Annotated in this window: 13 protein-coding genes; 10 read left to right on the top strand and 3 right to left on the bottom strand. The window is 62.2% G+C overall.

All coding sequences use genetic code 11. The annotated features are described in order from the left end of the window. Positions 1 to 61: 61 nt before the first annotated feature. The 3 genes from rpmG to trxB form a co-directional block, all read right to left on the bottom strand. Positions 62 to 232: a 50S ribosomal protein L33 gene (gene rpmG, locus C8C93_RS01365; RefSeq protein WP_008904999.1), complete on the bottom strand. Its 171-nt coding sequence runs from the start codon at positions 230 to 232 to the stop codon at positions 62 to 64. 11 nt (positions 233 to 243) lie between these two features. Then, positions 244 to 477, bottom strand: coding sequence for a 50S ribosomal protein L28 (rpmB, locus tag C8C93_RS01370; RefSeq protein ID WP_007859763.1), 234 nt, complete (start codon positions 475 to 477; stop codon positions 244 to 246). A gap of 187 nt (positions 478 to 664) precedes the next feature. After that, the gene (trxB, locus tag C8C93_RS01375; protein ID WP_055403077.1) at positions 665 to 1,618 is read right to left on the bottom strand and encodes a thioredoxin-disulfide reductase; all 954 of its coding nucleotides are present in this window, start codon (positions 1,616 to 1,618) and stop codon (positions 665 to 667) included. A 191-nt stretch (positions 1,619 to 1,809) separates the two neighbouring features. Here trxB and C8C93_RS01380 point away from each other — a divergent pair, with 191 nt between their 5' ends. The 10 genes from C8C93_RS01380 to C8C93_RS01425 all read left to right on the top strand — a co-directional run bounded on the left by C8C93_RS01380 (position 1,810) and on the right by C8C93_RS01425 (position 12,268). Beyond that, complete coding sequence (locus C8C93_RS01380; protein WP_121505666.1) at positions 1,810 to 2,487, top strand: Crp/Fnr family transcriptional regulator; 678 nt, start codon at positions 1,810 to 1,812, stop codon at positions 2,485 to 2,487. Between the two features lie 60 nt (positions 2,488 to 2,547). Then, complete coding sequence (locus C8C93_RS01385; RefSeq protein WP_121505667.1) at positions 2,548 to 4,884, top strand: DNA translocase FtsK; 2,337 nt, start codon at positions 2,548 to 2,550, stop codon at positions 4,882 to 4,884. Between the two features lie 46 nt (positions 4,885 to 4,930). After that, the gene (lolA, locus tag C8C93_RS01390; RefSeq protein ID WP_121505668.1) at positions 4,931 to 5,563 is read left to right on the top strand and encodes an outer membrane lipoprotein chaperone LolA; all 633 of its coding nucleotides are present in this window, start codon (positions 4,931 to 4,933) and stop codon (positions 5,561 to 5,563) included. Between the two features lie 94 nt (positions 5,564 to 5,657). Further along, positions 5,658 to 7,010, top strand: a complete 1,353-nt coding sequence (locus tag C8C93_RS01395) for a replication-associated recombination protein A (protein ID WP_121505669.1) — start codon at positions 5,658 to 5,660, stop codon at positions 7,008 to 7,010. Between the two features lie 313 nt (positions 7,011 to 7,323). Continuing rightward, positions 7,324 to 8,253: a branched-chain amino acid ABC transporter permease gene (locus C8C93_RS01400; RefSeq protein ID WP_055403068.1), complete on the top strand. Its 930-nt coding sequence runs from the start codon at positions 7,324 to 7,326 to the stop codon at positions 8,251 to 8,253. Between the two features lie 13 nt (positions 8,254 to 8,266). Further along, positions 8,267 to 9,343, top strand: a complete 1,077-nt coding sequence (locus C8C93_RS01405) for an ABC transporter ATP-binding protein (RefSeq protein ID WP_121505670.1) — start codon at positions 8,267 to 8,269, stop codon at positions 9,341 to 9,343. A 20-nt stretch (positions 9,344 to 9,363) separates the two neighbouring features. Further along, positions 9,364 to 10,158 (top strand): ABC transporter ATP-binding protein, encoded by a 795-nt coding sequence (locus tag C8C93_RS01410; protein ID WP_055403064.1) that lies wholly within the window; start codon positions 9,364 to 9,366, stop codon positions 10,156 to 10,158. A 2-nt stretch (positions 10,159 to 10,160) separates the two neighbouring features. After that, positions 10,161 to 10,889 (top strand): ABC transporter ATP-binding protein, encoded by a 729-nt coding sequence (locus C8C93_RS01415; protein WP_055403062.1) that lies wholly within the window; start codon positions 10,161 to 10,163, stop codon positions 10,887 to 10,889. A 220-nt stretch (positions 10,890 to 11,109) separates the two neighbouring features. After that, the gene (locus C8C93_RS01420) at positions 11,110 to 11,472 is read left to right on the top strand and encodes a DMT family protein (RefSeq protein ID WP_055403097.1); all 363 of its coding nucleotides are present in this window, start codon (positions 11,110 to 11,112) and stop codon (positions 11,470 to 11,472) included. Positions 11,473 to 11,620: 148 nt separating this feature from the next. Beyond that, positions 11,621 to 12,268, top strand: a complete 648-nt coding sequence (locus C8C93_RS01425; protein ID WP_055403060.1) for a DUF47 domain-containing protein — start codon at positions 11,621 to 11,623, stop codon at positions 12,266 to 12,268. Positions 12,269 to 12,278: the final 10 nt, after the last annotated feature.

The following is a 12,278-nucleotide window of genomic DNA, read 5'->3' on the forward strand; positions in this document are numbered from 1 at the left end:
TGCGCAGCAGGCATAAAAAAAACCGCCCTGGACGGGCGGTTTTTTTGGGGAAAGGGCCGAATTACTTCAGCTTCATTTCCTTGTATTCCACATGCTTGCGAGCTTTTGGATCAAATTTCATGATCAGCATTTTCTCGGGCATGGTCTTTTTGTTCTTGGTCGTGGTGTAGAAGTGGCCGGTACCCGCAGTGGATTCCAGCTTGATCTTGTCGCGTCCGCCTTTGCTTGCCATGGTGCTTCTCCTTAAGCCTGACCACGTGCGCGCAGGTCTGCGAGCACCGAGTCGATACCGTTCTTGTCGATCAAACGCAGGGCAGCGCTCGAAACGCGCAGGCGAACCCAGCGATTTTCGGTCTCGACCCAGAAACGGCGGTATTGCAGGTTCGGCAGGAACCGGCGCTTGGTTTTGTTGTTGGCGTGGGAAACGTTGTTCCCGACCATGGGCTTCTTGCCCGTTACGTCGCAGACGCGTGCCATGAGGACACTCCGATACTTTTTAACGGCCGTTCGCTGGGCCCTGGGCTTGTGTGCCCAGGTTGGCTTGCGGCCTCACCTCGCCAGAAAGGGTGGCGGTAACCCGATTGATTTGCCTGTTTCGAAAGGACCGCAAAAACGGGCCGAATTCAGCAAAGCCGCAGATTATAGCCTGCTGCCCAGTTTTTAATCAAGACTCTTGTTCCAGGAAGCGCTGGGCGTCCAGTGCCGCCATGCAGCCCGTGCCCGCGCTCGTGATCGCTTGGCGGTACACATGGTCCTGCACATCGCCTGCGGCAAACACGCCGGGCACGCTGGTCTGGGTGGCAAAACCCTTGAGGCCGCCCTGGGTGATGATGTAGCCGTTCTCCATCTCCAGTTGGCCCTGGAAGATCTCGGTGTTGGGCGCGTGGCCGATGGCGATGAAGCAGCCCTGCAGCTTGATGTCTTCCGTGCTGCCGTCCTTGGTGCTCTTGATGCGGATGCCGGTCACGCCCGTGTTGTCGCCCAGCACTTCGTCGAGCGTGTGAAACAGCTTGAGCTCAATCTTGCCGGCCGCGACCTTTTCGTTGAGCTTGTCCACCAGGATGGGCTCGGCCTTGAACTTGTCGCGTCGGTGCACCAGGGTGACCTTACGGGCGATGTTCGACAGGTACAGCGCTTCTTCTACCGCCGTATTGCCGCCACCGACCACGCAGACGTCCTGCTCGCGGTAGAAGAAGCCGTCGCAGGTGGCGCAGCCCGACACGCCTTTGCCCATGAAGGCCTCTTCCGAAGGCAGGCCCAGGTACTTGGCCGATGCGCCAGTGGCCAGGATCAGCGCATCGCAGGTGTAGGTGCCGCTGTCGCCGGTGAGGGTGAAGGGGCGCTGGCTGAAATCGACCTTGTTGATGTGGTCAAAGATGATCTGGGTCTTGAAGCGCTCGGCGTGCTCCAGAAAGCGCTGCATCAGCTCCGGCCCCTGCACACCATGCACGTCGGCCGGCCAGTTGTCCACCTCGGTCGTGGTCATCAGCTGGCCACCCTGGGCCATGCCGGTGATGAGCACCGGGTTCAGGTTGGCGCGGGCGGCATAAACCGCTGCGGTGTAGCCCGCAGGGCCAGAGCCAAGGATCAGAACTTTCGCGTGTTGGGTGGTGGACATGGTAAAAGCCTGTGTTTTGCGCCTGCTACATGCGGCGCTGTTGGGGAAGCTGGGGGTTGAACTGGCAAGTATCAACCGTGCACCGCTCACGCGAGCGGTCCCTTTTTCAATCACGGCGATTGTAAGAACCCATTGATACCCCTTGCACAACCCGTGCGGCTCCGGTTGGGTCGCTCTAGAGAGGAGTTTTCATGTCGACGATGTTGTCCAACCTGGACCTGCTGCGCCGGGTGCCCTTGTTTTCGCTGCTTACGGTGGCCCAGGCCGAGGTGATCAGTGGTGCGGTGATCAAGCGCCGCTTCAAGCGTGGCGAGGCGCTGGTGGAGCAAGGGCAAAAATCCAACGCCCTGTTCATCCTGCTCACGGGGCGCGCCCGCGTGATGACATCGGACAGCCGGGGGCGTGAGGTGATTTTGGCCACCCTCGCGCAGGGCGACTACCTCGGCGAGATGAGCATCATCGACAACGAACCCCACTCGGCCACGGTGCGTGCCGAGGTGCAGACCGATGTGCTCATGCTCGGGCGCGCAGAGTTCGCGCGTTGCCTCACAGAGAACGCCTCCATGTCGCTGGTGGTGATGCGGGGGCTGGTCAAGCGTCTGCGCCATGCCGACCGCAAGATTGAGTCACTGGCGTTGCTGGATGTGTATGGGCGTGTGGCCCATGCCCTGCTGGACTTTGCGGTGCCCGACGCTCAGGGCCAGTTGGTGATCAAAGACAAAATCTCCCGGCAGGACCTGGCCAAGATGGTGGGCGCCTCCCGCGAGATGGTCAGCCGCGTGATGAAAGATCTGGAAGAGCGTGGCTTTATCGAGGCATTGCCCAGTGGCGCCACTGTCCTCAAGGACCGACTGAACGCGTTGAGTTAGCAACGCTTCAGCCCGGGTGTCATGCCCGGGGGGCTTGCGGTAAGCTCGCCCGGCACGCTTATGACCTATTCCCTCAATACCCTGAATGCATCGGCTGCGGCGAAGTCGCCGCCGCGTGCGGGCGCTGCCCGTTTTGGCCACGAAATTGGCCTGATGGTGGGGCTGCTGGCCCTGGTTTTCTGGTTGCTGGCCCTGCTGAGCTATTCCGCGCAGGATGCCGCTTGGTCCACTTCGGGCGCCCGGGGTGGGCGTTTGGTCGCCAACTGGGCAGGCCGGTTTGGTGCGTGGCTGGCCGATGGCAGCTACTTTGCACTGGGTTTTTCGGTGTGGTGGTGTGTGGCGGCCGGTGTGCGGGCCTGGTTGTCGTCGCTGGCGCGGTGGATGCGCGGCGGCGAATCGGCCCCGGGCGCGGTAAGCCCGATGCGCAGGCGGGCCATGTTCTGGGTGGGGCTGGTGGTGTTGATGTGTGCCAGCACTGCGCTGGAGTGGTCGCGCCTGTACCGGTTTGAAGCGTTCCTGCCGGGGCATGCTGGTGGCGTGCTGGGCTACATCACGGGGCCTGCCAGTGTGAAGTGGCTGGGTTTTACGGGCTCGGGCCTGCTGGCGATCGTGCTGGCTGTGCTGGGGGCGGCGCTGGTGTTCCGTTTCTCCTGGGGCCATGTCGCGGAAATTGTGGGAGGGCGCATCGACGCATTGGTGCAGTCGCGCCTGGCCAAGCGCGAAGTGGCCAAGGATGTGGCTGTGGGCCGCAAGGCCGCGCGCGAGCGTGAAGTGGTGGTGCTCGAGGAACGCACCGAAAGCGAGGTGCACCACCCCCAACCGATCCAGATCATCGAACCCGTGCTGGTAGACGTGCCGCAGAGCACCCGCGTGGTTAAGGAGCGCCAGAAGCCGCTGTTCACCGAGATGCCCGACAGCAAGCTGCCACTGGTGGACCTGCTCGATGGCCCGCTGCAGCGCCAGGAAACCGTGGCGCCCGAGACGCTGGAGATGACCAGCCGCCTCATCGAGAAAAAGCTCAAGGACTTTGGCGTGGAAGTGCGCGTGGTGGCCGCCATGCCCGGCCCAGTCATCACGCGCTACGAGATCGAGCCTGCCACCGGCGTGAAGGGCTCGCAGATTGTGGGCCTGGCCAAGGACTTGGCGCGTTCGCTCAGCCTGGTGTCGATCCGCGTGGTGGAGACCATCCCCGGCAAGAACTTCATGGCGCTGGAGCTGCCCAACGCCAAGCGGCAGTCCATCCGCCTGTCCGAAATTTTGGGCTCGCAGGTGTACCACGAGGCCAAGAGCATGCTCACCATGGGCCTGGGCAAGGACATCGTGGGCAACCCGGTGGTGGCAGACCTTGCGAAGATGCCGCACGTGCTGGTGGCGGGTACCACGGGCTCGGGCAAGTCGGTGGGGATCAACGCGATGATCCTGTCGCTGCTGTACAAGGCCGAGGCGCGCGATGTGCGCCTGTTGATGATCGACCCCAAGATGCTGGAAATGTCGGTGTACGAAGGCATCCCGCACCTGTTGGCGCCCGTGGTCACCGACATGAAGCAGGCGGCGCACGGCCTGAACTGGTGCGTGGCCGAGATGGAGCGGCGCTACAAGCTCATGTCGAAGCTGGGCGTGCGCAACCTGGCGGGCTACAACACCAAGATCGACGAAGCCAAGGCGCGCGAGGAGTTCATCTACAACCCCTTCAGCCTGACGCCCGAAGAGCCCGAACCGCTGCAGCGCCTGCCGCACATCGTGGTCATCATTGACGAGCTGGCCGACCTGATGATGGTGGTGGGCAAGAAGATCGAAGAACTCATCGCCCGCCTGGCGCAGAAGGCGCGCGCGGCGGGTATCCACCTGATCCTGGCCACCCAGCGCCCCAGCGTGGACGTGATCACCGGCCTGATCAAGGCCAATATCCCCACCCGCATCGCGTTCTCGGTGGGCTCCAAGATCGACAGCCGCACCATTCTCGACCAGATGGGCGCCGAGGCGCTACTGGGCATGGGTGACATGCTCTACATGGCCAGTGGCACGGGCCTGCCGATCCGCGTGCACGGGGCCTTCGTGTCGGACGAGGAAGTACACCGTGTCGTCAGTTACCTCAAGGAACAAGGGGAGCCGGACTACATAGAGGGCGTGCTCGAAGGCGGAACTGTGGATGGCGACGGTGATCTGTCAGGGGACGGCGGCGGTGGTGAAGGGGGCGAGAAGGACCCCATGTACGACCAGGCCGTCGAAGTGGTGCTCAAGGACCGCAAGGCGAGCATCTCGTACGTGCAGCGCAAGCTGCGCATTGGCTACAACCGCTCGGCGCGGCTGCTGGAAGACATGGAAAAGGCGGGCCTCGTGAGTGGCCTGACCACCAGCGGTCAGCGCGAAGTGCTGGTTCCCGCGCGCAGCGAATGACAAGGGCAGGGCGATGAGCCCAGCCCATGCCCCACAGGAGTTCCTTTTGAAAAAGACCGTTACTGCAATTTTGATAGCTGCCAGCGCAACGCTGGCAAGCGCTGATGGCTTGAAAAGCCTTGAATCGTTCATGAAGGGCACACAAACGGGCAAGGCGGATTTCACGCAGACCGTGACTTCGCCCCCCAAGGACGGCCAGACCGCGCGCACCAAGACATCAAGCGGCAGTTTTGAATTCCAGCGCCCCGGGCGTTTCAAGTTCGTCTACAAGAAACCCTTCGAGCAGACCATCGTGGCCGATGGCCAGACCCTGTGGCTGTACGACGTGGACCTGAACCAGGTCACCCAGCGTTCGCAGTCACAGGCGCTGGGCAGCACGCCCGCCGCGCTGCTCGCATCGGCCCCCGACCTGTCGGCGCTCAAGGCCGAGTTCACGCTCGAAGCAGCGCCTGAGCAGGATGGCCTGCAGTGGGTGCTGGCCAGCCCCAAGACCAAGGATGGCCAGCTCAAGAGCGTGCGCGTGGGTTTTGCGGGTGAGCAACTGGCGGCCCTCGACATTCTGGACAGCTTTGGCCAGCGCTCCCTGATTCGTTTCAATGGCATGCAGGCCAACGCAGGGCTGTCCGCCAGCACCTTCCAGTTCAAGCCGCCCGCTGGAGCGGATGTGGTGAAGCAGTAAGTTGCTGCGAAAAATATAGCTGCCAGCGCTTATCAGATAAGCGCTAGAGGCCAATTTGGCTTAAAAATCAGCGTGATGTAGACAGGATACGAACATGGCAGCACGCAGTGCCTCCGCAGCACCTTCCCAGGCCCACCCCTCGGCCCACCAGCCCCTGGCCGAGCGCCTGCGGCCCCGCACGCTGGGCGAGGTGATCGGGCAGCAGCATGTGCTGGGCCCGGGCATGCCGCTGCGGCTCGCGTTCGAATCGGGCCGCCCGCACAGCTGCATCCTCTGGGGCCCGCCGGGTGTGGGCAAGACGACCATCGCGCGGCTCATGGCCGATGCCTTTGACGCGCAGTTCATCAGCATCAGTGCCGTGCTGGGGGGGGTCAAGGACATCCGCGAAGCGGTCGAACGTGCCGAGGCCGCGCGTGATGGTCTGATGCAGCAGCGCACGATCGTCTTCGTGGATGAAGTGCACCGCTTCAACAAGAGCCAGCAAGATGCCTTCTTGCCGCATGTGGAGAGCGGGTTGTTTACCTTCATTGGTGCAACCACCGAAAACCCGTCGTTCGAGGTGAACTCGGCGCTGCTATCCCGCGCCGCCGTGTACGTGCTGCAGCCGCTGTCCGAACAGGATTTGAAGCAAATAGTGGCTCTGGCGCAGGCGGAGAAAGCGCTACCAGCTATCGAAGATGTAGCAATTGACCGCCTGGTGGCCTATGCCGATGGCGATGCCCGCAGATTGCTCAACACACTCGAAACCCTGGCCATGGCGGCCACGCAGGAGAAGCTGTCCGAGATCACCGACGCCTGGCTGCTCAAGGTGCTGGGCGAGCGCATGCGCCGCTATGACAAGGGCGGCGAGCAGTTCTACGACACCATCAGCGCGCTGCACAAGTCGGTGCGCGGCTCCGACCCCGATGCCGCGCTGTATTGGCTGGTGCGCATGCTCGACGGCGGTGCCGACCCGCGCTACATGGCGCGCCGCCTGGTGCGCATGGCCAGCGAGGACATCGGCCTGGCCGACCCGCGTGCGCTGCGCCTGGCGCTGGACGCGACCGAGGTGTACGAGCGCCTGGGCAGCCCCGAGGGTGAGCTGGCCCTGGCCGAGTGTGTGGTGTACCTGGCCGTGGCGCCCAAGTCCAACGCGGTCTACAAGGCCTACAACGCAGCCCGCGCCTGGGTGAAGCAGGACGGCACCCGCCCCGTGCCCATGCACCTGCGCAACGCACCAACACAGCTCATGAAACAGCTCGACTACGGCAAGGGCTACCGCTACGCGCACGACGAAGAGGGCGGCTTCGCCGCAGGCGAAAACTACCTGCCCGAGGGCATGCCGGAGCCCGGTTTTTACGCGCCGGTGGAGCGCGGGCTCGAAATCAAGATTGCACAGAAATTGCGTGAGCTGCGTGCGCGCAATGTTTCGGCCGATCTGGAGGATGGGCCGGACGAAAAGTCCTGAACCTCTGCCCATGGGAGGCGCACCCCGCGTCATGCTGATTTGGCATGAAGCTGGTAATAAGTTTGCACATCAATTTTCCTGCTTGCATCATGTGAGCTTATGGATTGCGTTGCGCGCTGATGTGGCGCCAACCCGAGGGAAAACCCCGCCCGGCTTGGTGGGGGCCGCTTGTGACTACTCGCTACAATCCCGTCCACAAACCCGCACAGCTGCACTTCTGGCGGGTTTTTTGCTAGATGGCAGTCGGGCCCACAAGGCTGTACCGATTCCGGTGCCAAAGCGGTGGGTACGTTACAAACGAAGGACTTCTCTTATGGACATTTTGCTGCAACAGATCATCAACGGTCTGGTACTCGGCAGCATGTACGCCTTGATAGCCTTGGGCTACACGATGGTGTACGGCATTATTCAGCTGATCAATTTCGCCCACGGCGAAGTGCTCATGATCGGGGCTCTGACCAGTTGGAGTTGTATAGGAATGATGCAGGCTGCAATGCCTGGCGCCCCGGGCTGGCTCATCCTGCTGCTGGCCACCCTCATTGCCTGCGTGGTTGCCGCAACGCTCAATTTTGTGATCGAGAAGGTGGCCTACCGCCCTCTGCGCAACAGTCCTCGTCTCGCCCCCCTGATCACCGCCATCGGCATGTCGATCCTGCTGCAGACGCTGGCCATGATCATCTGGAAGCCCAACTACAAGCCCTATCCCACGATGTTGCCCAGCGCGCCGTTCGAGGTGGGTGGCGCTTACATCACCCCCACACAGATCCTGATCCTGGGCGTGACCGCTGTTGCCCTGGCCTCGCTGGTGTACCTGGTGAACCACACCAACCTGGGCCGCGCGATGCGCGCCACGGCGGAGAACCCCCGCGTTGCTTCCCTGATGGGCGTCAAGCCCGACATGGTGATTTCCGCCACCTTCATCATCGGCGCCATTCTGGCCGCCGTGGCCGGCATCATGTATGCCTCCAACTACGGCACGGCGCAGCACACCATGGGCTTCCTGCCGGGCCTCAAGGCCTTCACGGCGGCGGTGTTCGGCGGCATTGGCAACTTGGCCGGTGCAGTGGTGGGCGGCATTTTGCTGGGTCTCATCGAAGCCATCGGCTCGGGCTACATCGGCACGCTCACGGGCGGTCTGCTGGGCAGCCACTACACCGACATCTTTGCGTTCATCGTGCTCATCATCATCCTGACGCTGCGTCCTTCGGGCCTGCTGGGTGAGCGTGTGGCCGATCGCGCCTGAGGAGCCTCACACCATGAAGAACACCAAAACCAACTGGATCATCGGCGCCGTCGCGCTGCTGGTGCTGCCGCTGATCCTGCAATCCTTCGGCAACGCCTGGGTGCGCATTGCCGACCTGGCGCTGCTGTATGTGCTGCTGGCCCTGGGCCTGAACATCGTGGTGGGCTACGCCGGCCTGCTGGACCTGGGCTACGTGGCGTTCTACGCCGTGGGCGCCTACCTGTTTGCCTTGATGGCCTCGCCGCACCTTGCGGACAACTTTGCGGCGTTTGCCGCCATGTTCCCCAACGGCTTGCACACCTCGCTGTGGCTGGTGATACCGGTGGCGGCATTACTGGCGGCGTTCTTCGGAGCGCTTTTGGGGGCGCCCACGCTCAAGTTGCGCGGGGACTACCTGGCCATCGTGACCTTGGGCTTCGGCGAAATCATCCGTATCTTCCTGAACAACCTGGACCACCCCGTCAACCTGACCAACGGCCCCAAGGGCCTGGGCCAGATCGACTCGGTCAAGATTTTTGGCCTGGACCTGGGCAAGCGCCTGGAGGTGTTCGGCTTTGATATCAGCTCCGTCACGCTGTACTACTACCTGTTCCTGGTTCTGGTGGTGATCTCCATCGTTATTTGCTATCGCCTGCAGGACTCACGCATCGGCCGCGCCTGGATGGCCATCCGTGAAGATGAAATCGCCGCCAAGGCGATGGGCATCAACACCCGCAACATGAAGCTGCTGGCCTTCGGCATGGGCGCTTCGTTTGGCGGCGTGTCGGGTGCGATGTTCGGTGCGTTCCAGGGCTTTGTGTCGCCCGAGTCGTTCAGCCTGATGGAGTCGGTCATGATCGTCGCCATGGTGGTGCTGGGCGGTATCGGCCACATTCCCGGCGTGATCCTGGGGGCCGTGCTGCTGTCGGCCTTGCCCGAAGTGCTGCGCTACGTGGCAGGCCCGCTGCAGGCCATGACGGACGGCCGTCTGGACTCCGCCATCCTGCGCCAGCTGCTGATCGCACTGGCCATGATCATCATCATGCTGATGCGTCCCCGTGGTCTGTGGCCAGCGCCCGACCATGGCAAGAGCCTCACGCAGAAGACCTGAACACCGCAGAAAGTTAGAACATGGCAGAGAACATTCAGAAATCAGCCAGCGACGTGGTGCTGCGGGTTGCAGGTATTTCCAAGCGTTTTGGTGGCCTGCAAGCCCTCTCCGACGTGGGCATCACCATCGAGCGTGGCCAGGTCTATGGCCTGATCGGTCCCAACGGCGCGGGCAAGACCACGTTCTTCAACGTGATCACCGGCCTGTACACCCCCGACAGCGGCACCTTTGAGCTCGCCGGCAAGCCTTACGAGCCCACGGCCGTGCATGAAGTGGCCAAGGCGGGCATTGCCCGCACCTTCCAGAACATCCGCCTGTTTGCAGAAATGACGGCGCTGGAAAACGTGATGGTGGGCCGCCACATCCGCACCAAGTCCGGCCTGCTGGGCGCGGTGCTGCGCACCAAGGGTTTCAAGGAAGAAGAGCTGGCCATTGCCAAGCGCGCGCAGGAACTGCTCGACTACGTGGGCATTGGCAAGTTCGCCGACTACAAGGCACGCACGCTGTCGTACGGCGACCAACGCCGCCTGGAGATCGCCCGCGCCCTGGCCACCGATCCGCAACTGATTGCGCTGGACGAGCCCGCAGCCGGCATGAACGCCACCGAAAAGGTGCTGCTGCGCGAGCTGATCGACCGCATCCGCAACGACAACCGCACCATCTTGCTCATCGAGCACGACGTGAAGCTGGTGATGGGCCTGTGCGACCGCGTGACGGTGCTCGACTACGGCAAGCAGATCGCCGAAGGTACGCCTGCCACCGTGCAGAAGAACGAAAAAGTGATTGAGGCCTATCTGGGCACCGGAGGACATTGAGAATGGCCGAAAAATCCAACAAGGTACTGCTGCAGGTCAAGGGCCTGAAAGTGGCCTACGGCGGTATCCAGGCCGTGAAGGGCGTGGACTTTGAAGTGCGCGAGGGGGAATTGGTTTCGCTGATTGGCTCCAACGGCGCTGGCAAGACCACCACCATGAAGGCGATCACCGGCACCCTGGGCATGAACGATGGCGACATCCATTACCTGGGTGAAAGCATCAAGGGCAAAGGCGCGTGGGATCTGGTGAAGAAGGGCCTTGTGATGGTGCCGGAAGGCCGGGGCGTGTTCGCCCGCATGACCATCACCGAGAACCTGCAGATGGGCGCCTACACGCGCCGCGATAAGGCAGGCATCCTGGCCGACATCGAAAAGATGTTCACCATCTTCCCGCGCCTGCGCGAGCGCAAGGACCAACTGGCCGGAACCATGTCGGGCGGTGAGCAGCAGATGCTGGCCATGGGCCGTGCGCTGATGAGCCAGCCCAAGGTGCTGCTGCTGGACGAGCCCTCCATGGGTCTGTCGCCCATCATGGTGGACAAGATCTTTGAAGTGGTGCGCGATGTGTACGCCCTGGGCGTCACCATTTTGCTGGTGGAGCAGAACGCGAGCCGGGCGCTGGCCATTGCCGACCGTGGCTACGTGATGGAGTCCGGCCTGATCACCATGGCCGGCCCCGGCCAGGAACTCTTGAACGATCCCAAGGTGCGCGCCGCCTACCTGGGCGAATAAGGCAACACCCATGCCCGGCCCGCCCTGCGTGGGGCAGGCGCATGGTGCGTCGCACAAGGCACTGCCACACGGCGGTGCTTTTTTTTTGGCGCAGGCGTTGGCGTTTGTATGAAGTGATTGCTATATTTTCTATAGCTTATGGCGGATGTGTATCAAGCGCCAGATGCCAATTTTGTTCATAATTTGCACCCATCCCGCCACCACCTGTCGCCGCATGTCGATGTCCGCTCTGCAATCCTTGCCCGTATCACTCCAGACCGTGTTGCTGCTGATTGCCAGCAACGTTTTCATGACCTTCGCCTGGTACGGGCACCTCAAGAACCTGGCCACGTCACCCTGGTACACCGCAGCGCTGGTGAGTTGGGGCATTGCATTGTTCGAGTACCTGCTGCAGGTGCCCGCCAACCGGATCGGGTTTACCCAGTTCAACGTGGGGCAGCTCAAGATCATGCAGGAGGTGATCACGCTGGCGGTGTTCGTGCCGTTCGCGGTGTTCTACATGGGCCAGCCCCTGAAGTGGGACTACCTCTGGGCAGGCCTGTGCCTGGTGGGGGCTGTGTATTTCATTTTCCGCAGTGCCTGATGAATGGTGCGTGTTGCCCGGTATCCGCGCCGGGCGCCCGTGGCTGCGGGTGAGGGCGGCCGGTTAAACTCGCCCGTCACTTAAAAGTCATGGTTTTGTCATGGCTTTGTCTCATTTTCAAAAAATCGATACCGATCCAGGAGCCTCCATGCTGTTTGCCAAGCTGTTGCCACGCGAAGGCAATTTTTTCGAAATGTTCAACCAGCATGCAGACCGCATCGTCGAGGCGGCCCGGGCTTTCTCGCAACTGGTGGCCAACTACAGCGACCCGCACCTGCGCGACAAATACAACCAGGATGTGGACAACGCCGAGCGTGCTGCTGACCGCGTGACGCACGAGGTGAACAAGGCCATCCACAAGACCTTCATCACCCCTATCGACCGCGAGCAGATCCACACGCTGATCAACACCATGGACGATGTGGCCGACCTGATTCAGGACTCTGCCGAGACCATGGCGCTGTACGACGTGCGCCACATGACGGAAGAGATCACCCGCCTGACCGACCTGAGCCTCAAGTGCTGCGAACGCCTGCGTGATGCCGTCAAGTTGCTCGACAAGATCGCCGATCCGGCCGTGGCTGAAGCCGCGCTCAAGACCTGCGAAGAGATCGACAAGCTCGAATCCGACGCCGACCGCGTGATGCGCAGCGCCATGAGCAAGCTCTTCCGTGAAGAGCCCGATGTGCGCGAGGTGATCAAGCTCAAGGCCATCTACGAGCTGCTGGAGACCATCACCGACAAGTGCGAGGACGTGGCCAATTGCATCGAGGGCATCGTCCTCGAAAACTCCTGATCCGGCAGGC

This window comes from Acidovorax sp. 93 (assembly GCF_003633835.1).
Classification (GTDB): Bacteria; Pseudomonadota; Gammaproteobacteria; order Burkholderiales; family Burkholderiaceae_C; genus Acidovorax; species Acidovorax facilis.

What these genes read in the sequence shown, in the direction of transcription:
- C8C93_RS01395 (WP_121505669.1), top strand. Translation starts at nt 5,658, where the DNA reads ATGGCAGCACGCAGTGCCTCCGCAGCACCTTCCCAGGCCCACCCCTCG.
- C8C93_RS01410 (WP_055403064.1), top strand. Translation starts at nt 9,364, where the DNA reads ATGGCAGAGAACATTCAGAAATCAGCCAGCGACGTGGTGCTGCGGGTT.
- C8C93_RS01385 (WP_121505667.1), top strand. Translation starts at nt 2,548, where the DNA reads ATGACCTATTCCCTCAATACCCTGAATGCATCGGCTGCGGCGAAGTCG.
- C8C93_RS01425 (WP_055403060.1), top strand. Translation starts at nt 11,621, where the DNA reads ATGCTGTTTGCCAAGCTGTTGCCACGCGAAGGCAATTTTTTCGAAATG.
- C8C93_RS01380 (WP_121505666.1), top strand. Translation starts at nt 1,810, where the DNA reads ATGTCGACGATGTTGTCCAACCTGGACCTGCTGCGCCGGGTGCCCTTG.
- rpmG (WP_008904999.1), bottom strand. Translation starts at nt 232, where the DNA reads ATGGCAAGCAAAGGCGGACGCGACAAGATCAAGCTGGAATCCACTGCG.
- C8C93_RS01400 (WP_055403068.1), top strand. Translation starts at nt 7,324, where the DNA reads ATGGACATTTTGCTGCAACAGATCATCAACGGTCTGGTACTCGGCAGC.
- C8C93_RS01420 (WP_055403097.1), top strand. Translation starts at nt 11,110, where the DNA reads ATGTCCGCTCTGCAATCCTTGCCCGTATCACTCCAGACCGTGTTGCTG.
- C8C93_RS01415 (WP_055403062.1), top strand. Translation starts at nt 10,161, where the DNA reads ATGGCCGAAAAATCCAACAAGGTACTGCTGCAGGTCAAGGGCCTGAAA.
- rpmB (WP_007859763.1), bottom strand. Translation starts at nt 477, where the DNA reads ATGGCACGCGTCTGCGACGTAACGGGCAAGAAGCCCATGGTCGGGAAC.
- C8C93_RS01405 (WP_121505670.1), top strand. Translation starts at nt 8,267, where the DNA reads ATGAAGAACACCAAAACCAACTGGATCATCGGCGCCGTCGCGCTGCTG.
- trxB (WP_055403077.1), bottom strand. Translation starts at nt 1,618, where the DNA reads ATGTCCACCACCCAACACGCGAAAGTTCTGATCCTTGGCTCTGGCCCT.